The following is a 24,371-nucleotide window of genomic DNA, read 5'->3' as shown; positions in this document are numbered from 1 at the left end:
GAACGAAGCATATCTACAAATCCAATATTTGGTCAAGCGACCAATTTTGGTCAAATGACCATATTTCGCGCGCGGCCCGCTTGGTCGTCAGGTAAATTGCCGGTGCGTGATGCCGTGCTCGCGCCGGGGGCGACCTCTGCCGATTTGACAAACCAATGGAGGAGAGCAAACAAGGCGGGATGAAGAAAACGAAGAGCGATCAAACCCGCGCCCAGATCATCGAAGGCGCGTTACGCGCGCTGTCACGCTCGGGCGTTATCGGCACGACGACTCGCGAGATTGCGACGGAGGCCGGCGTGCGGCTCGCCACGCTGCATTATCATTTCGACAGCAAGAGCGCGTTGCTGGTCGCGGTGCTCGAGGCGCTGATCGAAGACATGGCGGCGAGACTTCGCGCGCGACGTGTGACGATCGGCTCGGACCTGGACGAATGCATCGAACAGTTGATTCATGGCGCATGGCGTTCGGTCTCGCAGACGAGAGAACTTCAGATCGTCCAGTACGAGCTGACGCTCTACGCTCTTCGCGAGGGCGCCCAATGGCTGGCCGAGCGCCAGTATGAATCCTACGTTCGCCTGTATCATGACCATCTCAGGAACGTAACGCGGGAATCGCAAGCACTCTCGTCCGCGGCTTGCGCCTCGCTTGCGCGCTTCATCCTGTCTGGCGTGGACGGCCTGATCCTGCAGGAGCTGGCCAAACCAGGCAAAGCCCGGTCCAAACGAGCGGTCGACGCTCTCATTGCGGGAGCCAAGGCTTATGCCCGGCAGCTGGTTCAATAGGCCAGCACGGAAGTCGCGTGCAGGATCAACGAGCAGGCGGCCGGCGATCTCGGGATAAGCGAGATGGCGGCAAAAATTGACCAAGCCGGATCTCGTTCATGGTCTCAAGCACCATGATTGACGCCGCCCGCGCCCTGTCGCTGAAGGTCTGATCGTTGCGGCGGTTTCCAGTCGGGTCTGATGAAATGACAAGTATATCCGTCCGGGAAGCGCTCCAAATAATCCTGATGCTCAGGTTCAGCCTCCCAGGAGGGTCCAACCGGCGCAACTTCGGTCACCGCCTTGCCCGGCCAAAGTCCCGGCGCATTGACATCGGCAATTGCATCTTCCGCAATCCGCCTTTGTTCATCGCTCGCCAATGATCTGCGGATTAAGGTGATCTCGATTGCTTCCGCATGATTGCCGTGAAAAAAAGAAAGCCGCATAACCGCGGCTCAAGTCTGGGAGAAACTCAATGCTGCAGATGAAAACGCCTAGGCGGCGACTCCATCTTGGAGAGGAGAGAATTGAAGCCCGAGGCTTTCCGCCACAGCCCTGTAGGTAAGGCGACCGCGATGGACGTTGAGGCCGGCTCGCAGATGAGGATCCTCGATGATTGCAGCGAACCCCCTGTTCGCCAGCGCCAACCCGAAAGGTAGCGTCGCGTTGTTCAACGCCTGGCTTGAGGTGACCGGTACCGCACCGGGCATGTTCGCAACGCAATAGTGGACGACACAATTGACCTCATAGGTGGGATCAGCATGGGTCGTCGCACGTGATGTTTCAAAACAGCCGCCCTGGTCGATAGCTACGTCGACGATTACCGAGCCGGGCTTCATCGATTTCAACATCTCCCGTGATATCAATTTCGGTGCGCTCGCACCCGGCACAAGTACGGCTCCGATCACGACATCTGCTGTGAAGACTTCCTGTTCGATCGCCTCAATTGTGGAAAATCTTGTGCGGACGCGCCCCTCGAACAATTCGTCCAGTTCGCGCAGGCGGGGGATCGAGCGGTCAAGGATAGACACCTCCGCTCCGAGGCCGGTCGCCATGCGTGCGGCATGCGTCCCGACAACACCGCCGCCGATCACTACGACGCGCGCGGGCTGAACCCCGGGGACGCCTCCGATCAATAAGCCACGACCGCCATTGTGGCGCTTGAGGGCCGTCCCGGCCGCCTCGATCGAAAGTCTGCCCGCAACCTCGCTCATCGGAGCGAGAAGGGGAAGGCCACCGCGCTTGTCCGTGACTGTCTCGTAGGCGATCGCTGTACAGCCGGAGTCCATAAGACCTCTCGCCTGTTTGGGATCAGGGGCCAAATGCAAATACGTGTAGACGATCTGACCTTCCCTCAACTGCACCCACTCGACCGGCTGGGGCTCCTTAACTTTGACGATCATATCGGCGGTGGCGAACACTTCGGCCGCCGTATCAACCACGATGGCGCCGGCCATGCGATAGATCTCGTCGCCCGCTCCGATTCCAACGCCAGCTTTCGATTCCACAAGAACGCTGTGGCCGGCGTTTACGTATTCCCGAACCGCGCCTGGAGTGAGACCAACACGATATTCGTGCGTTTTGATTTCCTTGGGCACGCCGACGCGCATGAAGAACGCCTTTCCTGAATGACGTTGTTTTATAACGCAATATAAGGTTAAATTCTCTGCAATCTGGCGAATAATTGACCAATTTTCGAGTAAAATGAACTATATTCGGCTAAATGACGCAGGAAATTGAACATATGGAAATCGATAGAATCGATATCATGATCCTTGCCGAATTATCAGCGAACGCGAGAGTGAGCATGGTCGACTTGGCCAGCCGTGTCGGCCTCTCGAACACCGCAATCGCGAGGCGACAAAGGTCCCTGGAAGAAAACGGCTTCATACACGGCTATCAAGCCACCCTCGATTTGAGCCGGTTCGGTCTTCGCACGACCGTGCTCGTCCGGATCGCGTTAGAGAGTCAGAGCGACCAGGCGCTTAAAGCGTTCGAGGCCGGCGTAGTGAATTGCCCGTCCGTGGTCAGGTGTTTCTTGATGTCCGGGAGCGACGACTATGTCGCCATCGTGCTAGCCCGCGATATCCAAGACTTCGAGCGGATCCATCGGACCGAGCTTTCTCGCCTGCCACGCGTTGCACGTATCCAGTCTAGCTTCGCCATGCGGGATGTCGTCAACCGCGCCGTTCCACCAGTAGTGTTCGGAAAGGCAAGTCGAGAAAAATAGCTCGATCGTTGAAGGGACAGCGTCCGGTTTGATGAGCCCGCAAGATGTAGCCGGCCCCCAACTCTCATCCCCACTCCCTTCTAACTTTGTTTTCGGGCTGCGGTTTCCATTGTTTGACTGGTGGGTCAGCTATTTCGCGAGGACAATGCCCACAAGGTGCGCAGAAGTCTGGCTGGTCGCATCGGCCAAGGCCTCAATGCAGGTGGGAAGGCCTATGGCTATGCTCCTGCCGCCGGCGAAAAGGGCAAGCGGATCATTGTCGAAGCTGAAGCTAAAATCGTCCAACGTATTTTCGAGGAATACGTTGCTGGAAGGACACCTCGTGAAATCGCATACGATCTGAACAATGAACGCATATCACCGCCACGCGGGCGCTCATGGAACGCCTCTACAATTAATGGGAATAAGCAGCGTGCCACGGGCATAGTCCAAAACGAACTCTACGTGGGCCGGCTTGTCTGGAATAAAGTGAGGATGATCAAAGATCCTGACACGGGCAAGCGACTGTCGCGTCCAAACGCCAAGAACGACTGGCAGACCACGGATGTGCCAGATCTGCGCATTGTCTCGCAAAAGCTATTTGACGCCGCACAAAGTCGCAAACAAGAACGAGGCAAGACTCATCCGAACCAACAGCGACGGCCGCGCCACATGCTATCGGGCCTCCTCCGCTGCGGTGCATGCGGTGCAGGGATGTCGACGAATGGCAAGGATAAGTCTGAACGCATTCGCATCCGCTGTTCAGCTGCCACGGAGAGCGGCGTGTGTCGCGACGGAAAGACATTCTATCTCGCGACAGTAGAAAGTGCAGTTCTTGCCGGCGTAGAGGCCGAGCTGCGGCATCCGAGCGTAATTGCTGAGTACGTGCGGGCTTATCACGATGAGCGGAAACGTCTCTTAGCCAAGGCGTGCGCTAGACGGGCTCACCTTGAATTGCGGCTCGGCGAGCTCGGTCGCGAGATACACCGGCTCGTTGACGCGATAGCAAAAGGACACGGTGACCCCGCGGTGCTTGGTCCTCGCTCGAGTGTCTTGGACGAAGAGCGAAAGCAGGTAGCGAGGGAGTTGGACGGCGAACCTGCGGTCGGCGATGTTATCGCGCTCCACCCGGCCGTACTGGCGCGCTATGAGCAACTACTCGCCCGTCTGCAGGACGCTTTGTCGAAGGGCTGAATGCTGGGGATTCTTAGGCCGCAGAAGCAATCAGAGATCTCGTCGAGACGGTAACGGTATTCCGGAACCCCTCGCATCCAGGCGGGGTCGCAGTTAAGATTGTCAGACGCTTGAACGCACTGCTGGGGGAGCAGGCCTACCCCCACAACGCTCGAGGAGTGTGGGGAAAGATGGTAGCGAGAGAGGGACTCGAACCCCCGACCCCAGGATTATGATTCCCGTGCTCTAACCAGCTGAGCTACCTCGCCACGGTTCACTGTCACGGCACACACCACCGCAGTCGCGAACGCGCGGCATATAAGGAGTGGGTCAAGGGCCTGTCAAGCAAAGCCCGCTGCTCCGCCAAGTGTCTGCAAACCGGGCTATTTCGGCCGGATCGTGGGGTCGCCGCCGGGACTGCCGGGTGGTGGAATCACAGGTGTTTTTCCGATATCCGGCGCCGGCGCGCGCATTTCGGGGTCGATCCCCGCAGGCGGGCACAATACGCCATCGGAACGGGCCAGTTTGTCGGCAAGCGGCTCGGGCGCTCTGCCGGTGGTGATTCCGTCGGGCACAACGGTCGTCGAGCCCGGCGCCGGCTTCATCGGGGCGCAGTTGACGGGGGGCGGTGGTGATGGCGGCGCGGTCTGGGCCGGGGGAGTGACCGGACCAGGCGGGGCCTGTGCGGAAGCCCCACCGGAGGCCGCCATCACAATACACGACAGAAAGATTGCGCGTTTTATTCCCATGCGGGGAAACGGCGGATGGTCGCGGATGTTCCCGGCTGAATCGCGGTCTTGTTTTGACGCGTTTTCTTGACGCGAACCGGCCTCCACCCCCGGATCAAGTCCGAGGGCATGCTTCGCTCGAAAACGCTATTCAGTTCAGGCCTTGCGGAACCGGATCAGCGAAAAATGCCCCATCGGCGGCATCGGCCGCCGCTCGGTCAGGCTGACCCCGCCGTGCCTGGCGGCCCAGTCGGTCAGGCGGGCCCAGGGAAATTCCGGACGCCAGCCGAGCCGCCGCGCCAGTGGCGCGAACGCCAGTTCGAACAGACGCCGCGGGCCGCTTTCGGCGCCGATGTGATTGACCAGGATGAGTTCGCCGCCGGGCTTCAGCACCCGGATGAAATCATCCAGCGTGCGTTCCGGATCCGGCACCGCGGTGATGACATACTGCGCCACCACCGCGTCGAAAAACGAATCCCTGAACGCGAGGTTCTTGGCGTCCATCACCGCCAGCGTTTCGACATTGGTGAGGCCGAGCGCGCGCACGCGCTTGAGCGCCCGGCGCAGCATCGGCTCGGAAATATCGACACCGCATAATCTGGTGCTGCGCGAATAATCCGACAGCGACAATCCCGTGCCGACGCCGACGTCGAGAATGCGCCCGCCGATCTTGTCGGCTTCCACGATGGTCGACTGGCGGCCGGCGTCGAACACCTTGCCGAAGACGAGATCGTAGACCGGCGCCCAGCGCCCATAAGCCTTTTCGACCCCATCGCGGTCGATGTCCCCAGCCATTTCCAGCGCCCCGATTTTTTTAGCCGCGTATCGCCTCGGCGAGCGGCGCTGTTTCCCGCACCCCTGCCCTTGCCACCGCATTCCTCGCCGTCGCGCTCTTGATGAATCCGCCGCCGAGCACGCGCGCCTGTCCGCCGGCTGCGTCGTAGAATACGCAGGCCTGGCCCGGCGACACGCCTTCTTCGCCGGCTACCAATTCGACTTCATAGCCGCCGTCGACCGCGCGCAGCCACGCCGGTTGCGGCGCGCGCGTCGAGCGCACGCGCACGAACATCTCGATGCCGTCGCCGATGACGCGGTCCAGAGGCCCGTCGCCGATCCAGTTGACGTCGCGCAGCCGGATACGATCCATCCGCAGCGCCTCGCGCGGTCCGACCACGACGCGGCGGCTCAAGGCATCGAGCTTGATGACGTAGAGCGGCGCACCGGATGCGATGCCCAGTCCCTTGCGCTGGCCGACGGTGAAATGAACGATGCCCTGATGCCGGCCAATGACGTTTCCGCCGAGATCGACGATATCGCCGGGCTCGATCGCGCCGGGCTTCAATCGGCCGATGATGTCGGTGTAGCGTCCGGTCGGCACGAAGCAGATGTCCTGGCTGTCCTGCTTGTCGGCGATTTCAAGTTCGAAGCGCCGCGCCAGTTCGCGCACCTCGGGCTTGCTCATGTCGCCGAGCGGAAAGCGCAGATAATCGAGCTGCTCGCGCGTGGTGGCGAACAGGAAATAGCTCTGGTCGCGATCGCTGTCCGCGGCGCAAACCATCGCCCGCGATCCGTCGGCAAGCCGGCGCGACGCGACATAGTGCCCGGTCGCCAGCGCGTGGGCGCCGAGTTCGCGCGCGGTCGACAACAGGTCGCGAAACTTGATCGAGCGGTTGCACTCGATGCACGGTACCGGCGTTTCGCCGAGCGCGTAGCTGTCGGCAAAATTGTCGATCACGGATTCGCGGAAGCGGCTTTCGTAGTCGAGCACGTAATGCGGGATGCCGATGCGCTCGGCGACGTTGCGGGCATCGTGGATGTCGCGGCCGGCGCAGCAGGCGCCCTTGCGATGGGTCGCCGCACCGTGGTCGTAGAGCTGCAGCGTGATCCCGACCACGTCATAGCCTTCGGACTTCAGCAAGGCGGCCGTCACCGAGGAGTCGACGCCACCCGACATGGCGACCACGATCCGTGTGTCCTGGGGGCGGCCTTCGATATCCAGACTGTTTGGCATGGCAGAGGTCATCGACTTCAATCGCGAGGATTAGCGTGGCGCGCACGGCCGGGAGTTAGAAACCTTTTATATATAAGGCCTTAGGGCATTTTTCGGCCACCGCAGCCCAGATCGGACGCCGCTCTTTAATATAGGCCGTATTCCCGCGAGGCAATCAGCCGAACCCGCATTTGGAGCAGCTCCAGACGGCAAATCTTGCCGCCGGGCAGAAAAGGGGGCCATGGCAACCCCACGGCAGCCCGCCGGGTCATAGCTTAAGCAATTGAAATTATTGGTATATTTTTCTCAGACGCCGGTGGCCCGGTCCTTGCTGACTAGTAGCCAGGTTTCAGCGCGAGGGTTCGTCGGTGGTCAGTGTCACGTCAGAAGTGTTGGCAAACGCGTCTCTGCAGGGCGCGTCGGCGAGATCCGCCCGGCCGGATCCCAGCCCGCCGGCCGGAAACGACAGTTTCGCGGCGCTGATCGACAGCAATGCGGGCCATATCGACAACCGCGCGCAAGCGAATTCACAGCCGAGTTCTCAGGACAATTCCCAGGCAGCGTCACAGGCGCCCGCCCCCCGGCGCGCCGACGATTCGCAAGGACCATCCGACAGCCGCTCGCGCGACACCGCCGCCACGTCGGACAATACGCCGCGCAACGACTCTGATGACCGCGATACCGCGGTCAACGCCCGCGACGATGCCGATGCGAGCGCCAAGACCGATGCGCCCCGCGCCAAATCGAAATCCGACGCGTCGAAGTCCACCGACACCAAGTCCGATGACGCCAAGGATGCTTCGGCGAAATCCGCCAGTGGTGACGCCTCAGCCACCGATCAGGCGAAGCTGGATGCAACGGCCGCGGTGACCGCGGACGCCATTGCCGTCACCATTGCCGCACCCGTAGCGCCCGCAGCACCCGCGGGCGCATTACCCGCAACGCCTTCGACCGACAAGGCGGCAGCGCCGCTCGCGATCGCCGCAGCAGCGATCGCCGCCTCCGCGGCCGTGGCCAACGGTACGGCGCCCGGCGCTGCTACAGCCGACGTCGCGACGACGGCAGCGGCAACGGCAGTAGCGGCAACGGGAAACGCGACCAAGGCCGAGGGCACCAAGACCAATACCCAGACCGCCGGCGGCGAGACCGTCACCGCGCAGGCCACCTCGGCCGACACAACCGTCACCGTCGGAATTGCGCTCGCCGCATCCGCGGGTGCAAAGACGCCTGCCGCATCGAAAGGCGCATCCCAGATCAAGGCTCCCGTCGCAGCCAAGGAAGGCGCCACAACGCCGGGCGAGACGGACGGCACGGTGGATACACCGGCAACCGCGACCGGCGGCGCAGCCGCCATCGTTCCGGCCGGCACGCCGCAGGCAGCTGCGGGCAAGCCGAAAGCCGAGAACGGCATCGTCGATGCCGTGAAGGCCGACGCGTCAGCCAATGCCGCTCCGGCCGTCAACGCCGCCGCTCACGGACATGCGGCCGCCGCCGACGCCGGTCAGACCCTGGCCAACACGTCGGGCAACGGCGTGCTGGGCGCCGGCGTCATCCAGGCGCAGCAGCCGTCTGCTGCCACCACGACTGCTACGGCGGCACAATTGACCGTCACCGCAGCGACGAGCACCACGGTGCCGCTGAGCGGCGTTGCGATGGAGATCGCAGCGTCGGCAAAGAGCGGCAAGAGCCGTTTCGAAATCCGGCTCGACCCCGCCGATCTTGGCCGCATCGACGTCCGTATCGACGTCGATCGCAACGGCCAGGTGACGTCGCATCTGACGGTCGAAAAGCCGGAAACGCTTTCGATGTTGCGGCAGGACGCACCCCAGTTGCAGCGCGCGCTCGACGACGCCGGTTTCAAGACCGACGGCAGCGGGCTGCAATTCAGCCTGCGCGACCAGTCATCTTCCGGCCAGAACAGCGGCAACGATACCGGCCGTAACGCGCAGCGGCTGGTGATCAGCGAAGACGACACCATGCCCGCAACCGCGATCGCGGGACGAAGCTATGGCCGCATGCTCGGATCGAGCAGCGGCGTCGACATCAGGGTTTGAGGAGAACGACATGGCAACGACAGGTGCAGCAACAGTGGCCGGCCCGGTGGTCTCGGGAACGACGCCGCTACCGACCTCATCAACGGGCTCGTCGCTGAGTTCGACCACCGGCGCGACGCTCGCCGGAAATTTCCAGACGTTTCTGACGCTGCTGACGACGCAGTTGCAGAACCAGAATCCGCTCAGTCCGCTGGACACCAACCAGTTCACCCAGCAGCTGGTGCAGTTCGCCGGCGTGGAACAGCAGCTCAAGACCAACGATCAGTTGGGCTCGCTGATCTCGCTGCAGCAGACCGCGCAATCGACGCAGGCACTGGGCTTGGTCGGCAAGACCGCGGTGGTCGACGGCAGCACAGCGAACCTGACCAACGCTTCGGCGACATGGGATGTCAGCGTTCCCAAGGACGCCAACTTGAATCTCACGGTCACCAACAGCGCCGGGCAGACCGTCTTCAGCAACACCTACTCAGTCAAGGCCGGCGACAATCAGCCATTTGTCTGGAACGGCAAGGGCACCGACGGCACCCAGTGGCCGGACGGCAAATATACGCTGAACGCCACCGCCACCGACAGCAACGGCCAAACCGTCGGCGTTGCGACCCGGCTGCAGGGCACGGTCAGCTCGGTGGACCTCACCCAGTCGCCGCCTTTGCTGACGATCAACGGGCAGACCTACACGGTCAATCAGGTCAAGGCCATCGTCAGCTAGCCGGTCGCCCGCCGGACGGGCAGCGTCCCCTCAATACCACCCAGACAGCTTCGGCCCGGCATTGCCGGGCCGAACCGCGTTCCAGGCCATTTCAAGGAGATTCGTATTGGAGGCTTGGGCTTAGGCAAATTTTAAGTTGAGGGGCGTAGGTTGTTAGAGTGAGTTCAGTGGTTGAGAGTTTGTGAGTACGCCATGACAGAACCCCATCGCCCGAGGGTAAAATACGTCATCGGGCCTGACGGCAGTCCGTTAACAATTGCGGACTTGCCCGCGCCCGGAACCAAACGGTGGGTCATCCGCCGCAAGGCCGAAGTCGTTGCCGCAGTCCGCGGCGGCCTGCTCTCCCTTGAGGAGGCTTGCAGCCGCTACACGCTGACGGTGGACGAGTTTCTGTCTTGGCAGTTTTCCATCGATCAGCATGGCCTGGCCGGCTTGCGGACCACCCGGATCCAGCAATACCGCCAGTAAGCTTCCCGAACAACGGCATTTGATGAAAACCGGCTTCGCTTTGCGAAGCCGGTTTTTTTCATGCCGAACTTTCGTCGCCATTCTTAACCTTCGTTAACCATATGGAAACCATCACCTAGGCAATAATTGCCCAGTCGGTCCCTTGGGCCGAATCCCTGGGGGCAGTTGGTGCAAAGTCTCGTTGCTTTCCTGCGAAGTCTCGGCGCCTCGCGGCTGATGGCCATGATCGCGGTTACGACCGCGCTGGTTGCCTTCTTTGCGTTCGTCATCATGCGCGTCACGACGCCGCAGATGACGACCCTGTTCACTGACCTGTCCGCCGAAGACTCCTCCGGCATCATCAAGGACCTGGAACGCCAGGCGATCCCCTTCGAACTGCGTAACGAGGGCGCCGTGATCATGGTGCCGAAGGACAAGGTCACCCGACTGCGGATGAAGCTTGCCGAAAGCAACCTGCCCAAGGGTGGCGGCGTCGGCTACGAGATTTTCGATAAATCGGACGCCCTCGGCACCACCAGTTTCGTCCAGAACATCAACCATTTGCGCGCGCTGGAGGGTGAACTTGCCCGCACCATTCGCGCCATCGACCGCATCCAGGCCGCCCGCGTCCATCTGGTGCTGCCCGAACGTCCGCTGTTTTCGCGCGAAACCCCGGAGCCGTCGGCCTCGATCGTGGTCCGGGTGCGCGGCAGCCTCGAGCCGGCGCAAATCCGCGCCATCCGCCACGTGGTCGCCTCCGCCGTCAACGGGCTGAAGCCGCAACGGGTATCGATCGTCGACGAGGGCGGCCGGCTGCTGGCCGACGGCGCCGGCGGCGACAGTGAAAGCACTGCCGGCGACGAGCGCCGCTCCGCTTTCGAAAGGCGGATGCGTAACGAGGTCGAGGGCATCGTCTCCTCGGTGGTCGGCCAGGGCCGCGCCCGCGTCCAGCTCACCGCCGATTTCGACTACAACAAGATCACCCAGACCTCGGACAAGTTCGATCCGGAGGGACGGGTGCTGCGCTCCAGCCAGAGCCGCGAGGAATCGTCTGCCACCGCCGAAAACAACGGCCAGGTGACGGTCAATAACGAATTGCCCGGCAACCAGGCCAATAGCGGGCCGACCGCGCGCGACCAGAGCAAGAAGAGCGAAGAAACCAACAACTACGAAATTTCGCGCACCACCAAGACCGAAGTCACCGAGGTCGGACGGGTCAACAAGATCTCGGTCGCGGTGCTGGTCGACGGCGCCTATACCAAGAACGAAAAAGGCGAGATGGTCTACCAAGACCGCAGCAAGGAACAGCTCGACCGTATCGCCACCCTGGTGCGCTCGGCGATCGGCTTCGACCAGAAGCGCGGCGACCAGGTCGAGGTCGTCAACCTCCGCTTCGCCGAGGCCCCGACCGTCCCCCCGGTCGCGGAGCCGACCGGCCTCCTCGGCATGCTGCAATTCACCAAGGATGACGTCATGTACGTCATCGAGCTCGGCGTCATGATGCTGCTCGGCCTCGTGGTGCTGTTCATGGTGATCCGGCCGCTGGTCAAGCGCATCCTGGCTGCCGAAGTCGTCCCGGCGCCGAAGACCGAAGCCGCGCCGGCCCTGACCGACGGCAGCGCGGATGGCGCGGCCGGCCAGGCGCTGCTTCCCGTATCGCTGATCGACGTCGCCCAGGTTCAGGGCCAGGTCCACGCCCAGGCCGTGCACCGGGTCGGCGAACTGGCCGAACGCAATCCCAACGAAACCGCATCCATTGTTCGTCAATGGCTGACCGAACCCGTCGAGTAACCGGACATGGCCGCCGTACCCCAAGTCAACAACACCAACGACATCACCACCGTCATCTCGGCGCTGGCGAGCCGTCAGGCCACCCGGCCCAAGGGCAAGCCGCTGAGCGGCCCGAAGCGCGCCGCCATCCTGATGCTGGCGCTGGGCGAAAAATATGGCGGCAAGGTCTGGTCGCTGCTCGATGACGACGAGGTTCGCGAATTGTCGATCCACATGTCGACGCTCGGTAACGTCGAGGCCGACGTGGTCGAGGATCTCATGCTCGAATTCGTTTCGCGCATGTCGGCATCCGGCGCGCTGATGGGAACTTTCGACGCCACCGAACGGCTGCTGCAGCAATACCTGCCTTCCGAGCGCGTCACCGGCATCATGGACGAAATTCGCGGCCCCGCCGGCCGCAACATGTGGGAGAAGCTCTCCAACGTCCAGGAAGAGGTGCTCGCCAACTATCTCAAGAACGAATACCCGCAGACCATCGCCGTGGTGCTCTCGAAGCTGAAGCCGGAACACGCCGCCCGCGTGCTCGCGATCCTGCCAGAGGACCTGGCCCTCGACGTGGTCGGGCGCATGCTGAAGATGGAAGCGGTGCAGAAGGAAGTGATCGAGCGCGTCGAGCAGACGCTGCGCACCGAATTCATGTCCAACCTGTCGCAGACCCGCCGCCGCGATGCCCACGAGGTGATGGCCGAAATCTTCAATAATTTCGACCGCCAGACCGAAACCCGCTTCATCACCTCGCTGGAGGAGGAAAACCGCGAATCCGCCGAGCGCATCAAGGCGCTGATGTTCACCTTCGACGACCTGATCAAGCTCGACTCCGCCTCGGCGCAGACGCTGATGCGCAATATCGACAAGGACAAGCTCGGCATCGCGCTGAAGAGCGCCAACGAGGAAGTCCGCAGCTTCTTCCTCGGCAACATGTCCTCGCGCGCCGGCAAGATGCTGATGGACGACATGGCCGCGATGGGACCGGTGCGGCTGCGCGACGTCGACGAGGCGCAGGCGCTGCTCGTCAACCTCGCCAAGGACATGGCGGCCAAGGGTGAAATTACGCTGACCAAAAACCGCGCCGACGACGAGCTGGTGTACTGATGGCAGCACCCGCAAAATTCCTGTTCGACATGGATTTCGGGACGCCCGACAAGGCGCGCGAGCGTGCCGCCACGGCCGCCGAGATCGCCGAGAAGATCGCGGCCGCCGAGGCCCGCGCCTATCGCGCCGGTTACGACGCCGCGCAGCGCGAAGCCAAGGCGGAGAGCGACCGCCGCGCGGCGCTGGCGCTCGAGGAAATCGGCATCGCCGTCAAGGGCATCGCGTCGCGCTTTTCCGGCATCGAAACCCGGATGGAGACCGAGGCCGTCGACGTCGCGGTCGCGGTGGCGCGCAAGCTGTGCGACGAACTGGTTTCCCGCGAACCGATCGCCGAGATCATCGCCCTGGTGAGCGACTGCTTCTCGCATCTGGTGGCGACGCCGCACTTGGTTGTGCGCATCAACGATCAGCTCTACGAGGCCGCCCGCGAGAAGATCGAGCGGCTCGCCTCCCAGTGCGGCTTCGAGGGGCGGCTCGTCATCCTGGCCGAACCGGGCATCGCCGGCGGCGACTGCCGAATCGAATGGGCTGACGGTGGCGTGGTGCTGGAGCGCGCGGCCATCGAAGCCAAGATCAACGAACTTGTCGGGCGCTATTTGGCGTCCCGCGATCAGGCCGGAAGTTGAAGGCCATGAGGACTGAACCATGAGTGACACCGACGGACAGGTACCGCTTCCCGATCTCAACGCCGCGGACGCGCCCCCGGTCGACGATCTGGCCTACAACGAGGACGAACAGGCCTCCCGGATCGCGGCCGACCTCGAGGCCGTCTTCGACGTGCCGGTACAGGTCTCGGCCGTGCTCGGCCGCTCCAAGATGGACGTCGGCGAGCTCCTGAAGCTCGGACCCGGCACCGTGCTCGAACTCGATCGCCGCGTCGGTGAAGCCATCGACATCTACGTCAACAACCGCCTGGTGGCGCGCGGCGAAGTGGTTCTGGTGGAAGACAAGCTCGGCGTGACCATGACCGAAATCATCAAGGCAGAACGCACCTAATAATTTTGGCGATACGCGCGTAACAGGCGCGCACAGACGAACAGGAGATAAACATGCGGCTTCTCATCGTTGGCACATTGAAGGGCCAGCTCACGACGGCCACCAAGATCGCGATGGACAACGGCGCTTCGGTGACCCACGCCGAGGCGACCGAGCAGGCCATGGCCGTGCTGCGCAGCGGCAAAGGCGCCGATCTGCTGCTGGTCGATGTCGCCCTCGACATCCGCGACCTGGTGATGCGATTGGAAGCCGAACACATCCACGTGCCGATCGTGGCCTGCGGCATCACCAACGATGCCCGCGCCGCGGTCGCAGCGATCCATGCCGGCGCCAAGGAATACATCCCGCTGCCGCCCGATCCGGAACTGATCGCAGCGGTGCTGGCCGCCGTCGCCAACGATTCCCGCGACCTCGTCTACCGCGACGAAGCGATGGGCAAGGTGATCAAGCTGGCGCAGCAGATCGCCGGCTCCGACGCCTCTGTCATGATCACCGGCGAGTCCGGCACCGGCAAGGAAGTGCTGGCACGCTATGTCCATACCCGCTCGGCCCGCGCCAAGCGGCCATTCATCTCGATCAACTGCGCGGCGATCCCGGAGCATCTCCTGGAATCCGAACTGTTCGGCCACGAGAAAGGCGCCTTCACCGGCGCGGTGGCGCGGCGGATCGGCAAGTTCGAGGAGGCCACCGGCGGCACGCTGCTGCTCGACGAAATCTCCGAGATGGACGTGCGGCTTCAATCAAAGCTGTTGCGCGCGATCCAGGAGCGCGTGATCGACCGCGTCGGCGGCACCAAGCCGGTGCCGGTCGATATCCGCATCATCGCGACCTCGAACCGCAACCTCGCCGACGCCGTGCGCGAAGGCTCTTTCCGCGAGGACCTGCTGTTCCGCCTCAACGTCGTCAACCTGAAGATCCCGCCGCTGCGCGACCGCCCGGCCGACATTCTCGAACTGGCGCAGCACTTCGCCAAGAAATATGCCGAAGCCAACGGCGTGCCGCTGCGCCCGATTTCGGCCGACGCACGGCGGGTGCTGACGGCCAACCGCTGGCAGGGCAACGTCCGCGAGCTGGAAAACACCATGCACCGTTCGGTGCTGATGGCCCAGGGCGACGAGATCGGCGCCGACGCCATCCTGACGCCCGACGGCGACCGTCTCGACCTCGCCAAGACCCCGCCCGCGGTGGCGCATGCGACCTTCGCCGCCGAACAGGTCACCCGCGCGCTGGTCGGCCGCACCGTCGCCGACGTCGAACGCGACCTGATCCTGGAGACGCTGAAGCACTGCCTCGGCAACCGGACCCATGCTGCCAACATCCTCGGCATTTCGATCCGCACGCTGCGCAACAAGCTGAACGAATATGCCGACGGCGGCATCCCGATCACGCCGGCCGGCGCCGGCGACTATCAGCGCTTTGCGGCGGCGGGGTAGGTCGAATCTCTCCAACGTCATTCCGGGATGGTCCGAAGGACCAGACCCGGAATCTCGAGATTCCGGGTTCGCTTCGCGCCCTGGAATGACGAAACATCAGAGCTCGCGACTACCATTCACGAATAACTCGGCGCGTCCGGCTTGCGGAAAATATGAATGGGATCGCCAGGCGTAAACTCGCGCCCGGTCAAGGCCACATAGGCATAGAGCGCCAGATAGGCGATCGCGAGCGTACCGACGCCGTAAAATGCCCAGGTCGCAATCCGCTTCAGCACGTCGTGGTTCCGCGTTGAGGTTTCGGGCAGGATTTGCCACAAGCCTTCTAACGTTCCCGTGCGCCCGGCGCCATAGCCGCTATTTTTTGGACAGCTCGGCCGTTCAACGCACCGCCCGCGGGCCCGGAACGCTGACTTCCGCCAGCCTCACGGCATCCTCGTCGCGGTCGATCGCGACATATTGGCCCTGCCAGTAGGCCAGCGCCGCGGTGCGCGTCGAGAGTCGCAGGTCCAGCACGCGGCCGATGACGATCGCGTGGGAATGCCGCTCGATGATATCCTCGACCTCACAGTCGATCGCCGCCAGCGCGCCCACCAGCAACGGTACGCCGGAGACCCGCGTCACCCATTCGGCGCCGGCGAAGCGCGCGGCACCCCTCAGCCCGCCCTTGCCGGTAAAGCGTTCGGCGATGTCGAGCTGATCCGACGCCAGAATGTTGACGCCGAAAAAGCCGTGGCGCTTCACCAGCGGCCAGGACGAGGCTTCCCGGTTGATACTGACAATCAGTGCCGCCGGCTCGACCGACAGCGACGACACCGACGTCACCGTCATGCCGGAAATATCCTTGCCCCGCCCGGCGGTGATGACACTGACCCCGCCGGTCAACTGACGCATGGCGCCGCGAAAATCGGTTGAAGAGACTTCATGCGCGATCGCGATGTTGCGGACAACGGAATTCATGGCAGCCTCACAGGTCGCAGCCTTAAAGGTCAGAAGTATCGTCGGTACCTTGCAGCAGGTTCTTCAGGATCGAGCCCTCCAGCGCGGCCAACTCGGCCGAGCCGCGCCGGCGCGGACGCGGGATATCGACGTCGATGTCGTGCGCGATGCGGCCGTCCTCGATGACCAGCACGCGATCGGCCAGAGCGACGGCTTCCGATACGTCATGCGTCACCAGGATCGCGGTGAAGGCCTGATCGTGCCAGACCCGTTCCAGCAGCCGCTGCATCGAAATCCGCGTCAGGGCGTCGAGCGCGCCGAGCGGCTCGTCGAACGCCAGCACGCGGGGCCGGCTGACCAGGGCCCGCGCCAGCGCGACGCGCTGCTTCTGTCCGCCGGACAGCACCGCCGGCCATTGCGCCCGTTTGTCGCCGAGCCCGACCTCGACCAGCGCACTTTCGGCGCGCGCCTGCGCGTCGGCCGTGGTCCGTTCGCGGCCGAGGCCCACCTCGACATTGGAGAGCACCCGCGCCCACGGCAACAGCCGCGGCTCCTGAAACATCACGCGAACGTCCTCCGCCCGCGCCTGTTCACCAAAGGCGATGGTGCCGGCGGTGGCGGCGTCGAGCCCGGCGATCAGCCGCAGCAGCGTGCTCTTGCCGCAGCCGCTGCGGCCAACGATGGCGACGAACTGGCCCGCCGGAATATGCAGGTCGATGCCGCGCAACACCTCGTTGTCGCCGAACGATTTGCGAAGACCGCGAATGGTCAGCGACAGGCCGCGTGGATGGCTCTCCGAACCACGCTGCACCAGCCGCGCCTGTTCGACGAAGTTCGCGGGTTCGACCAGCTCGGCCTCGGGAGAAATGAAACGAATAGCTTGCTGCATGATGTCCTCAATGTTTCTGGAAGGCCGGATGCCAGGACAGCGTCAGCCGCTCCAGCGCGCGCGAGGCGCTGTCGGCCAGCTTGCCGAGCAAGGCGTAGATCAGGATCGAGAGCACCACGACGTCGATCAGCATGAACTCGCGCGCCTGCATCGCCATGTAACCGAGACCGGACGACGCCGCGATGGTCTCGGCGACGATCAGGGTCAGCCACATGATGCCGAGCGCGAAGCGCAGGCCGACGAAGATCGACGGCAGCGCGCCCGGAAAGATCACCCGGCGGAACAATTCGCCGTCGGTCATTCCGTAGATCCGCCCCATTTCGATCAATTGCGGATCGACGGTGCGGATGCCGTGCAGCGTGTTGAGATAGATCGGAAAGAACACGCCGAGCGCGACCAGGAACAGTTTTGCGGATTCGTCGATGCCGAACCACAGGATCACGAGCGGGATCAGCGCCAGATGCGGAATGTTGCGCACCATCTGCAACGTGGTGTCGGTCAATTTGCTGGAAAGCGGCGACAGGCCGTTGGCCAGACCAAAGGCAAAGCCGATACCGCCGCCGATCAGAAAGCCTGCGCTGGCGCGCCAGAAGCTGACCCAGATGTTGCGCGCGAGCTCGCCGGACAGCAGCAGTTTCCACCCCGCTAGCGCCACGTCGCTCGGCGCCGGCAGCACCCGCGCCGGCACGAAGCCGGTCACGCAGGCGAGTTGCCAGACCAGAAGGATGCCGAGCGGCACGATCCAGGGGATCAGGCCATCGGCCCGCGGCAATCGCAGGCTGCGGCCGCGGATGCGGGGAAGGTTTTCAGTGAGACTCATGATTGCGATACCTGTTTCTGCGGACGGTATTCGTTGCCGATAGTTTCCCCGAACGGACCGGTGTTGACGCGGATCGGCGTCACGTTGTTCGGCTGCGTCAGCGACAGCAGCGGGAACACCAGTTCGGCAAAACGATAGGCTTCCTCGAGATGCGGGTAGCCCGACAGGATGAAGGTATCGATGCCGACATCCTGATACTCACGAATGCGCGCGGCTACCGTGGCGGGATCGCCGACCAACGCGGTGCCCGCCCCGCCGCGGACCAGGCCGACGCCGGCCCAGAGATTGGGGCTGATCTCGAGCTTGTCGCGACGGCCGCCATGCAGTTGCGCCATGCGCTGCTGGCCGACCGAGTCCATGCGCGAGAAGATTTTTTGCGCCGACGCCACGGTTTCGTCGGTGACATGCTGAATGAGTTCGTCCGCGGCCCTCCAGGCCTCGGCATTGGTCTCGCGAACGATGACGTGCAGCCGGATGCCGAAGGAAAGCTTGCGCCCACGTTTGGCTGCGACCGCGCGCACGCGCTCGACCTTGTCGGCGACCTGCGCCGGTGGCTCGCCCCATGTCAGGTATTTGTCCACGGTATCGACGGCGACATCGATGCCGGCATCCGACGATCCACCAAAATAGAGCGGCGGGCGCGGCGACTGCACCGGGGGGAACAGCAGGCGACCATCCTCGATACGGATGTGCTTGCCCTCGACGTTGACGGTGTTCCCTGCAAGCAGGTCGCTATAGACGTTGAGGAACTCGCGCGTTACGGCATAGCGCTCGTTGTGGCCAAGGAAAATGCCGTCGCCCTTGTTCTCGACGGGATCGCCGCCGGTGACGACGTTGACCAGCAGCCGCCCGCTGGTGACCCGGTCCAGCGTCGCCGTCATGCGGGCTGCGACGCTCGGCGACTGCAGGCCAGGCCGCACCGCCACCAGATAACGCAGGCGCTCGGTCCAGGGTGCGACCGCGGACGCAACCACCCAGGAGTCCTCGCAGCTTCGTCCGGTCGGCAGCAACACCCCGAAATAGCCGAGTTGATCTGCCGCCTGCGCGATCTGGCGCAGGTAGTTGAAGTTGACCTCACGGCCACCGGTCGTGGTACCGAGATAGCGGCCGTCTCCATGGGTCGGCAGGAACCAGAGGATATTGGCGTTGGTTGGCGTACTCATGTTCCCGGCCTCCGTGCGACGTCAGAAATCTTGATGGCTTTCGGCAGCAGCCCGAGGGCGAAGAACGTGTCCGCGACCTGCTGTTGATCGGCGATAACGCCATCGGTGATTGGCTTGATCCCGTAAGCCTGGCGTTTCAGCGCCACTTCGACCACAGCAACCGGCAGTCCGACCGCCGGTTCGATCTGCTCGGCCACGGCGTGAACATCGCCCCTCGCCCAGTCGTCGACTTCGCGCAACTGCGCAAGCACGAGATCGACGATCTTCGGATCGCTCTCAAGAAATTTCTTCGACGAGAAATAGAACTGATAGTTCGAGACGATGCCGGTGCCATCGGCCAGCGTCCGGGCGCTGGTGGCGGCTTCGGCCGCAGCCTGAAACGGATCCCAGATCACCCAGGCATCGACCGAGCCGCGTTCGAACGCCGCGCGGGCATCGGCCGGCGCCAGGAACACCGGTTCGATTTCGGAATACTTGACGCCCGCTTGTTCGAGCGCCTTCACCAGCAGGTAGTGAACGTTGGAGCCCTTGTTGAGCGCAACCTTCTTGCCCCTGAGATCCGCCACCGAACTCAGCTTGCTGTCCTTCGGGACCAGGATCGCCTCGCCCTTCGGTGCCGGCGGCTCATAGGCGACATATTGAATTGGCGCGCCGGCGGCCTGCGCGAAGATCGGCGGCGCCTCGCCGGTATTGCCGAAATCGATGGCACCGATATTAAGCGCTTCCAGCAGCGGCGGACCGGATGGAAATTCCGTCCAAACCACCCTGTAACCGAGCGGTGCCAGCTTTTCTTCCAGCGAGCCCTTGCCTTTCAGCAGAACCAGCTTGCCGTATTTCTGGAAGCCGATACGGACCACCTTGTCCTGTCCATAGGAAGCGCTGACTGCGGCGGCGACAATGCTGACCGACAGTACCGCGCTCGCAATCCAGCGCCGAATGAGACGCGTCATGTTGGCATTCTCCGTGTTATGTCGAAAGGGTTGCCGGCAGCATCAGGTCTGCGTATGGCGCCAGACGATGTCGCGGATCGCGATCTGCCTCGGAATCAGGCCGAGCTTGAAGAAGCGATCGGCCACGCCCTGCTGGGTGGCGATGATGTCTTCGGTGATCGGCCCCACGGCGAACGCCGAGCGGCTGGCGGCGATGGTCTGAATGTCGAGCGCGATGCCGGTGACGGCACTGAGCGACTTCGCCACCTCGTCGCGATGCTGCTCGGCCCATTTCGCCGTCGAAGTCGTGGCATCGATGATCTGCTGCAGCACGGCGCCGTGGTTCTTCGCGAAATCGCGATTCGCGATGTAGAAGGAGTTGGTCTTGGTGATCTCGGATGCGTTGACGAGAATGCGACCGTTCTGCCTGGTTTCGCCGATCGCGAAATAGGGATCCCAGATCGCCCACGCGTCGATGCTGCCATTGGCGAACGCCGGCCCGGCATCCGGCGGCGTCAGGTAGACCGGCGTGATGTCGGCATAGGTCAGACCTGCCTTTTCCAGCGTCTGTACCGTAATGTTGTGGGCGCTCGACCCTTTGGTGAAGCCGACGCGCTTGCCCTTGAGATCCGCGATCGACTTGATGGTCGAATTTTGCGGCACCAGGATGCCCTGCCCGTTGGTGATGGGCTGGCCGGCGGCATAGACGATGGCGGCGCCCGCAGCTTGCGCAAACACCGGCGGCGAATCGCCGACCGCGCCGTAATCGATGCTGCCGACATTCATCGCTTCCATCATCGGCGGCCCCGACGAGAACTCGACCCATTTCACCTCGATACCCTGGGGCTTGAAATGTTTTTCCAGGGTCGCCTGTTGCCGCGCGAGAACGAGAACGCCGTTCTTCTGGTAGCCGACACGAATTTCCTTGACGTCGGCCTCCGCTCGCGCGCGCATCGACAGCGCAACGACGGCCGCAGTTCCAAGCGATAGTTTGAGGAATTCCCGACGCTTCATCACATTCTCCTGATCATGTTCGCGACGTAGCGCGATCATGCGATGTCAGGATGATGGTGCGGCACGATGGGAGTGTCGAGTGCGCGGAGAAAATAGCAACGGCAGCACTGCCGGGTCCGATTTCGACGATGGGTTTATTGCCGAAACACGATTGGCCGCGCCGCATTTATTTTGACGCGAATACTGCCTCGACTTGCTAATCCTGGATTGGGCACCACTGCCGGCATGAATCGACGCCGATCAATCGCGCAAAATACGCGTTCCCCAATTCCTGCTGTGTCTGCGCCAGCAGAATGCCGCACGAGATAATTATACTTCGGAGCGACCGACGGCCGACACGATCGCGCTACGCCATCGAGAACGTTCTGTCGTCCTTGAAAACACGAAACGATCATTGCCCGCGTGCCGAGATATTCAGTCAGCCATTTCATTGACTGATATGCCGCTGGTCTTAGTTTTTTCAGGTCGCTGGTTGCAAACGCAATACAGCCGATCAAATCGGAAAGATGACAGGCATGAATACGGTCCACACAGAATCAAAAGCGCGCGCACGCATCCGCAACCTTGGCGCGGCACTGTTCGGCGTCGCCGTCGGGATCGCCATGACGACGTCGGCCATGGCCGCAGACACCATCACCTTGCGCGTCGGCGACCAGAAAGGCGGCAATCGCTCATTGCTCGAAATTGCAGGGCTGGCGAAGGACCTGCCGTACAAGATCGAATGGTCGGAATTTCCGGCGGCGGCACCTATTCTTGAAGCGCTCAACGCCGGCGCGCTGGATGTCGGTTACACCGGCGATCTCGCGTTTCTCAGCGTGTATGCGGCAGGTGCACCGATCAAGGCGATCGGGGGCACCCGCGCCGATGCGCGGACCCAGGCGATCCTGGTTCGCCAGGACTCGCTGATCAAAAGCGCCGCCGACCTGAAAGGCAAGCGGCTGGCCGGAACGCGCGGCGGATGGGGTCAGTTCCTGATCGACGCGACACTGGAAAACAGCGGTAACAGGATCGAGGACGCGACCTTCGCACCGCTCGGCCCGGTGGATTCCAAGATCGCTTTGGTCGCGGGCTCGATCGACGGCTGGGCCGTCTGGGAACCCTACGTGTCCTATGCGACGCTGAAGGACAATGCGCGGATTGTCGCCAATGGCGAAGGCTTGACGCCGACCGTCACCTTCATCGTTGCCTCCGATGCGGCTATCGCCACCAAGCGCGCCGCCGTGCAGGATCTCGTGCAGCGGCTGAACAAGGCGCGACTCTGGTCGCTCGATCATCTCGCCGAGTACGCCAGGAGTACGGCCGAACTCACCAAACTTCCCGAGGACGTGCTGTTGAGCGCCTACACCGCCCAGCGCACCAGTCCGATCGCGATCGACGAAACTGTGGTCAAGGAGGTTCAGGAGGCGTCGGACCGCGCCACGCGCTACGGAATCCTCTCGAAAAAACTCGACGTCGGCAAAGCCGTCGATCGCAGTTTCACGGCGGCGGCGAACTTGAACTGACGATACCACGAAGCGACCGCGGCGCGAGGATGACTCTCGCGCCGCGTCAACCGTCCACACCTAGCGATGTTATCCCGCTGCGACTTTCGCTGCGGGAGCCACGCTCACCGCGAGCTTGCCGTAGCGATCCTTGAAGGCTTCGGTATCGATCTCTTCGAGCTTGATCGCGCCGCTCATCACGCCGGCCTTCCAGGCGTCATGCTCGGGATCGTTCTGGAATTCCGGCATCACTTCCTTGCCGAACAGTTCAAGCGACTCGCAGATATGCTCGTGGCTGTTCTTGCCGGCCTGGTTGAGCAGGATCACCTGATCGATATGCGAGGCGCGGAACCGCCGCAGCTTCTTGCGGATAGTTTCCGGCGAGCCGATCAGGCCGCCACGCAGCGCCGCTTCCTGGGCTTCCGGATTTTCGCGCTTCCACTTGTTGTATTCGTCCCACATGTTGACGGTGCCGGGCGCCGGGCGCTGGCGGTTCTGCGATGCGCCGTAGAAGCGCAGCGCGAACTGAAAGAAGGTCGCGCCGTCGGCGCGTGCCCGCGCCTCCTCGTCGGTCTTGGCGCACATGAAGAACGACACCAGCGCCATGTTCGGATTGATCTGGTAGTCGGCGAGCTTCTTCAGCCGCTTGGTGATCGCATTGTAATATGCGTGCACCCAGGCATGCGCGGCCTCGGCGCTGACGAACTGGAAGCCGAGCGCGCCAAAACCGTTTTCGCCGGCGCGCTCGATGGTCTGCAACTGCGAACACGCCATCCACAGCGGCGGGTGCGGTTTCTGCACAGGCTTGGGCACGACGTTGCGCAAGGGAATGTCGAAATACTTGCCGTGATGTTCGGTGCCCACTTTGGTGAACATCGGGAAGATCGCCTGCACCGCCTCCTCGAACACCTCGCGCTTGGTTTCCATGTCGCGGCCGAACGGCGTCAGCTCGGTGATGGAGGCGCTTTCGCCCATACCGAATTCGCAGCGGCCGTTGCTGAGCAGGTCCAGCACAGCGACGCGCTCGGCGACGCGGGCCGGGTGATTGGTGGTGAGCTGGAAGATGCCGTGGCCGAGCCGGATCTTCTTGGTGCGCTGGCTGGCGGCGGCGAGAAAAGATTCCGGCGAGGGCGAGTGCGAATATTCCTCGAGGAAATGATGTTCCACCACCCAGGCGTGGTCGTAGCCGATCCGGTCGGCCGTCTCGAGTTGCGTCAGCGCGTTCTGGTAGAGCCGCAGTTCGTCGCCCTCTTCCCAGGGGCGCGGCAGTTGCAGCTCATAGAAGATACCGAACTTCATGACGTCTCTCCCAAACCGTTTGTTGTTTTCAGCCAGTGTATTCCCCGGCTCCGACGTGTCCAGCCATGCAGAATTCCGCCAGACGAAACGCGCGCCTGGGCTGCAACACCGGGGTGCGACGAATAGGCCGGAAGCGCGCTGACGCCGGTGGATAGGTTCCCGCTTTGATTTGGATCAAGGCGGCGCTCGGGGCGTCTTCTAGCTTGGGCGCGGGCAGCGGCCCTGACGCCGCAAATCATCCTTTCATCAGATCGAAATGAGACCCGCATGTCTGTCGCCGGCGACGATGCGCGCGGAAGGCCGCGCCGCAAACGTATGGAAATCTTTGCGTTTCTATTTCTGACGGCGGTGCTGATGCCGGCCTTCGCGGTCGCGACGGTCGGCAGCTACGGGCTTGCCGTGTGGATCTATCAAATGATGGCCGGTCCGCCCGGCCCTCCAACGCGATGAGCACAGC

Annotated in this window: 25 protein-coding genes, 1 tRNA gene and 1 pseudogene; 13 read left to right on the top strand and 14 right to left on the bottom strand. The window is 62.9% G+C overall.

Annotated elements, in window-relative coordinates; translation table 11 throughout:
• Window positions 1-179 precede the first annotated feature (179 nt).
• Window positions 180-782: a TetR/AcrR family transcriptional regulator gene (locus FFI89_RS06790; RefSeq protein ID WP_168212807.1), complete on the top strand. Its 603-nt coding sequence runs from the start codon at window positions 180-182 to the stop codon at window positions 780-782.
• Window positions 783-886: 104 nt separating this feature from the next.
• Here FFI89_RS06790 and FFI89_RS06785 read toward each other — a convergent pair.
• A pseudogene (locus tag FFI89_RS06785) lies at window positions 887-1,189 on the bottom strand (peptide-methionine (S)-S-oxide reductase); the annotation flags it as partial.
• A gap of 66 nt (window positions 1,190-1,255) precedes the next feature.
• The gene (gene ald, locus FFI89_RS06780; RefSeq protein WP_138834064.1) at window positions 1,256-2,371 is read right to left on the bottom strand and encodes an alanine dehydrogenase; all 1,116 of its coding nucleotides are present in this window, start codon (window positions 2,369-2,371) and stop codon (window positions 1,256-1,258) included.
• Window positions 2,372-2,505: 134 nt separating this feature from the next.
• Between ald and FFI89_RS06775 the strand changes: the two genes are divergently transcribed.
• Window positions 2,506-2,991, top strand: a complete 486-nt coding sequence (locus FFI89_RS06775) for an Lrp/AsnC family transcriptional regulator (protein WP_138836143.1) — start codon at window positions 2,506-2,508, stop codon at window positions 2,989-2,991.
• A gap of 120 nt (window positions 2,992-3,111) precedes the next feature.
• Window positions 3,112-4,164 (top strand): recombinase family protein, encoded by a 1,053-nt coding sequence (locus FFI89_RS06770; protein ID WP_246669378.1) that lies wholly within the window; start codon window positions 3,112-3,114, stop codon window positions 4,162-4,164.
• Between the two features lie 171 nt (window positions 4,165-4,335).
• Here the strand turns inward: FFI89_RS06770 and FFI89_RS06765 are convergent.
• The 4 genes from FFI89_RS06765 to mnmA form a co-directional block, all read right to left on the bottom strand.
• Window positions 4,336-4,412 (bottom strand) — tRNA-Met (locus FFI89_RS06765).
• Window positions 4,413-4,526: 114 nt separating this feature from the next.
• Window positions 4,527-4,892 (bottom strand): hypothetical protein, encoded by a 366-nt coding sequence (locus FFI89_RS34800; RefSeq protein WP_138834062.1) that lies wholly within the window; start codon window positions 4,890-4,892, stop codon window positions 4,527-4,529.
• A 135-nt stretch (window positions 4,893-5,027) separates the two neighbouring features.
• A complete protein-coding gene (locus FFI89_RS06755) occupies window positions 5,028-5,666 on the bottom strand; it encodes a class I SAM-dependent methyltransferase (RefSeq protein ID WP_138834060.1) in 639 nt (212 codons plus the stop codon).
• 19 nt (window positions 5,667-5,685) lie between these two features.
• Window positions 5,686-6,882: a tRNA 2-thiouridine(34) synthase MnmA gene (gene mnmA / locus FFI89_RS06750; RefSeq protein WP_138834058.1), complete on the bottom strand. Its 1,197-nt coding sequence runs from the start codon at window positions 6,880-6,882 to the stop codon at window positions 5,686-5,688.
• Between the two features lie 368 nt (window positions 6,883-7,250).
• On the opposite strand from mnmA, the gene FFI89_RS06745 reads away from it, so the two are divergent.
• The 8 genes from FFI89_RS06745 to FFI89_RS06710 all read left to right on the top strand — a co-directional run bounded on the left by FFI89_RS06745 (window position 7,251) and on the right by FFI89_RS06710 (window position 15,383).
• Window positions 7,251-8,915 (top strand): flagellar hook-length control protein FliK, encoded by a 1,665-nt coding sequence (locus tag FFI89_RS06745; protein ID WP_246669482.1) that lies wholly within the window; start codon window positions 7,251-7,253, stop codon window positions 8,913-8,915.
• Window positions 8,916-8,925: 10 nt separating this feature from the next.
• Window positions 8,926-9,624 (top strand): flagellar hook assembly protein FlgD, encoded by a 699-nt coding sequence (locus FFI89_RS06740; RefSeq protein ID WP_138834054.1) that lies wholly within the window; start codon window positions 8,926-8,928, stop codon window positions 9,622-9,624.
• Between the two features lie 192 nt (window positions 9,625-9,816).
• Window positions 9,817-10,092, top strand: a complete 276-nt coding sequence (locus tag FFI89_RS06735; RefSeq protein WP_002714638.1) for a DUF1153 domain-containing protein — start codon at window positions 9,817-9,819, stop codon at window positions 10,090-10,092.
• A 168-nt stretch (window positions 10,093-10,260) separates the two neighbouring features.
• On the top strand, window positions 10,261-11,862 hold the full coding sequence (gene fliF, locus FFI89_RS06730; protein ID WP_138834053.1) for a flagellar basal-body MS-ring/collar protein FliF: 1,602 nt from the start codon (window positions 10,261-10,263) through the stop codon (window positions 11,860-11,862).
• Between the two features lie 6 nt (window positions 11,863-11,868).
• Complete coding sequence (fliG, locus tag FFI89_RS06725; RefSeq protein WP_138834051.1) at window positions 11,869-12,954, top strand: flagellar motor switch protein FliG; 1,086 nt, start codon at window positions 11,869-11,871, stop codon at window positions 12,952-12,954.
• Window positions 12,954-13,580, top strand: coding sequence for a FliH/SctL family protein (locus FFI89_RS06720; protein ID WP_138834049.1), 627 nt, complete (start codon window positions 12,954-12,956; stop codon window positions 13,578-13,580). The genes fliG and FFI89_RS06720 overlap by 1 nt, the downstream gene beginning before the upstream one ends.
• Before the next feature lie 19 nt (window positions 13,581-13,599).
• On the top strand, window positions 13,600-13,950 hold the full coding sequence (gene fliN / locus FFI89_RS06715; protein WP_138834046.1) for a flagellar motor switch protein FliN: 351 nt from the start codon (window positions 13,600-13,602) through the stop codon (window positions 13,948-13,950).
• Between the two features lie 53 nt (window positions 13,951-14,003).
• Window positions 14,004-15,383: a sigma-54-dependent Fis family transcriptional regulator gene (locus FFI89_RS06710; RefSeq protein WP_138834044.1), complete on the top strand. Its 1,380-nt coding sequence runs from the start codon at window positions 14,004-14,006 to the stop codon at window positions 15,381-15,383.
• A 116-nt stretch (window positions 15,384-15,499) separates the two neighbouring features.
• Here FFI89_RS06710 and FFI89_RS34260 read toward each other — a convergent pair whose 3' ends face one another.
• The 7 genes from FFI89_RS34260 to FFI89_RS06680 form a co-directional block, all read right to left on the bottom strand.
• A complete protein-coding gene (locus FFI89_RS34260; protein WP_168212726.1) occupies window positions 15,500-15,658 on the bottom strand; it encodes a hypothetical protein in 159 nt (52 codons plus the stop codon).
• A gap of 103 nt (window positions 15,659-15,761) precedes the next feature.
• Complete coding sequence (locus FFI89_RS06705) at window positions 15,762-16,340, bottom strand: flavin reductase family protein (RefSeq protein WP_138834042.1); 579 nt, start codon at window positions 16,338-16,340, stop codon at window positions 15,762-15,764.
• A 22-nt stretch (window positions 16,341-16,362) separates the two neighbouring features.
• Window positions 16,363-17,208, bottom strand: a complete 846-nt coding sequence (locus FFI89_RS06700) for an ATP-binding cassette domain-containing protein (protein WP_138834040.1) — start codon at window positions 17,206-17,208, stop codon at window positions 16,363-16,365.
• 7 nt (window positions 17,209-17,215) lie between these two features.
• A complete protein-coding gene (locus FFI89_RS06695) occupies window positions 17,216-18,028 on the bottom strand; it encodes an ABC transporter permease subunit (protein ID WP_138834038.1) in 813 nt (270 codons plus the stop codon).
• Window positions 18,025-19,191 (bottom strand): FMNH2-dependent alkanesulfonate monooxygenase, encoded by a 1,167-nt coding sequence (gene ssuD / locus FFI89_RS06690; protein WP_138834035.1) that lies wholly within the window; start codon window positions 19,189-19,191, stop codon window positions 18,025-18,027. The genes FFI89_RS06695 and ssuD overlap by 4 nt, the downstream gene beginning before the upstream one ends.
• Window positions 19,188-20,141 (bottom strand): sulfonate ABC transporter substrate-binding protein, encoded by a 954-nt coding sequence (locus tag FFI89_RS06685; RefSeq protein ID WP_138834033.1) that lies wholly within the window; start codon window positions 20,139-20,141, stop codon window positions 19,188-19,190. Before FFI89_RS06685 ends, ssuD begins: the two co-directional genes overlap by 4 nt.
• A 42-nt stretch (window positions 20,142-20,183) precedes the next feature.
• Window positions 20,184-21,134, bottom strand: coding sequence for a sulfonate ABC transporter substrate-binding protein (locus FFI89_RS06680; protein WP_138834032.1), 951 nt, complete (start codon window positions 21,132-21,134; stop codon window positions 20,184-20,186).
• A 602-nt stretch (window positions 21,135-21,736) separates the two neighbouring features.
• Here FFI89_RS06680 and FFI89_RS06675 point away from each other — a divergent pair.
• Complete coding sequence (locus FFI89_RS06675) at window positions 21,737-22,636, top strand: ABC transporter substrate-binding protein (protein WP_371722498.1); 900 nt, start codon at window positions 21,737-21,739, stop codon at window positions 22,634-22,636.
• A 69-nt stretch (window positions 22,637-22,705) separates the two neighbouring features.
• Here FFI89_RS06675 and FFI89_RS06670 read toward each other — a convergent pair whose 3' ends face one another.
• Window positions 22,706-23,914 (bottom strand): LLM class flavin-dependent oxidoreductase, encoded by a 1,209-nt coding sequence (locus FFI89_RS06670; RefSeq protein WP_138834028.1) that lies wholly within the window; start codon window positions 23,912-23,914, stop codon window positions 22,706-22,708.
• A gap of 267 nt (window positions 23,915-24,181) precedes the next feature.
• Between FFI89_RS06670 and napE the strand changes: the two genes are divergently transcribed.
• Window positions 24,182-24,364 (top strand): periplasmic nitrate reductase, NapE protein, encoded by a 183-nt coding sequence (gene napE / locus FFI89_RS06665; RefSeq protein WP_138834026.1) that lies wholly within the window; start codon window positions 24,182-24,184, stop codon window positions 24,362-24,364.
• Window positions 24,365-24,371 lie beyond the last annotated feature (7 nt).

The organism is Bradyrhizobium sp. KBS0727 (assembly GCF_005937885.2).
Lineage (GTDB): Bacteria > Pseudomonadota > Alphaproteobacteria > Rhizobiales > Xanthobacteraceae > Bradyrhizobium.
This window is presented reverse-complemented; position numbering and strand designations above follow the sequence as displayed.

What these genes read in the sequence shown, in the direction of transcription:
- ssuD (WP_138834035.1), bottom strand. Translation starts at nt 19,191, where the DNA reads ATGAGTACGCCAACCAACGCCAATATCCTCTGGTTCCTGCCGACCCAT.
- napE (WP_138834026.1), top strand. Translation starts at nt 24,182, where the DNA reads ATGTCTGTCGCCGGCGACGATGCGCGCGGAAGGCCGCGCCGCAAACGT.
- fliN (WP_138834046.1), top strand. Translation starts at nt 13,600, where the DNA reads ATGAGTGACACCGACGGACAGGTACCGCTTCCCGATCTCAACGCCGCG.
- ald (WP_138834064.1), bottom strand. Translation starts at nt 2,371, where the DNA reads ATGCGCGTCGGCGTGCCCAAGGAAATCAAAACGCACGAATATCGTGTT.
- FFI89_RS06720 (WP_138834049.1), top strand. Translation starts at nt 12,954, where the DNA reads ATGGCAGCACCCGCAAAATTCCTGTTCGACATGGATTTCGGGACGCCC.
- FFI89_RS06775 (WP_138836143.1), top strand. Translation starts at nt 2,506, where the DNA reads ATGGAAATCGATAGAATCGATATCATGATCCTTGCCGAATTATCAGCG.
- FFI89_RS06695 (WP_138834038.1), bottom strand. Translation starts at nt 18,028, where the DNA reads ATGAGTCTCACTGAAAACCTTCCCCGCATCCGCGGCCGCAGCCTGCGA.
- fliG (WP_138834051.1), top strand. Translation starts at nt 11,869, where the DNA reads ATGGCCGCCGTACCCCAAGTCAACAACACCAACGACATCACCACCGTC.
- FFI89_RS06685 (WP_138834033.1), bottom strand. Translation starts at nt 20,141, where the DNA reads ATGACGCGTCTCATTCGGCGCTGGATTGCGAGCGCGGTACTGTCGGTC.
- FFI89_RS06790 (WP_168212807.1), top strand. Translation starts at nt 180, where the DNA reads ATGAAGAAAACGAAGAGCGATCAAACCCGCGCCCAGATCATCGAAGGC.
- FFI89_RS06735 (WP_002714638.1), top strand. Translation starts at nt 9,817, where the DNA reads ATGACAGAACCCCATCGCCCGAGGGTAAAATACGTCATCGGGCCTGAC.
- FFI89_RS06675 (WP_371722498.1), top strand. Translation starts at nt 21,737, where the DNA reads ATGACGACGTCGGCCATGGCCGCAGACACCATCACCTTGCGCGTCGGC.
- FFI89_RS06700 (WP_138834040.1), bottom strand. Translation starts at nt 17,208, where the DNA reads ATGCAGCAAGCTATTCGTTTCATTTCTCCCGAGGCCGAGCTGGTCGAA.
- FFI89_RS06755 (WP_138834060.1), bottom strand. Translation starts at nt 5,666, where the DNA reads ATGGCTGGGGACATCGACCGCGATGGGGTCGAAAAGGCTTATGGGCGC.
- FFI89_RS06705 (WP_138834042.1), bottom strand. Translation starts at nt 16,340, where the DNA reads ATGAATTCCGTTGTCCGCAACATCGCGATCGCGCATGAAGTCTCTTCA.
- FFI89_RS06740 (WP_138834054.1), top strand. Translation starts at nt 8,926, where the DNA reads ATGGCAACGACAGGTGCAGCAACAGTGGCCGGCCCGGTGGTCTCGGGA.
- FFI89_RS06670 (WP_138834028.1), bottom strand. Translation starts at nt 23,914, where the DNA reads ATGAAGTTCGGTATCTTCTATGAGCTGCAACTGCCGCGCCCCTGGGAA.
- FFI89_RS34800 (WP_138834062.1), bottom strand. Translation starts at nt 4,892, where the DNA reads ATGGGAATAAAACGCGCAATCTTTCTGTCGTGTATTGTGATGGCGGCC.
- mnmA (WP_138834058.1), bottom strand. Translation starts at nt 6,882, where the DNA reads ATGCCAAACAGTCTGGATATCGAAGGCCGCCCCCAGGACACACGGATC.
- FFI89_RS06710 (WP_138834044.1), top strand. Translation starts at nt 14,004, where the DNA reads ATGCGGCTTCTCATCGTTGGCACATTGAAGGGCCAGCTCACGACGGCC.
- FFI89_RS06680 (WP_138834032.1), bottom strand. Translation starts at nt 21,134, where the DNA reads ATGAAGCGTCGGGAATTCCTCAAACTATCGCTTGGAACTGCGGCCGTC.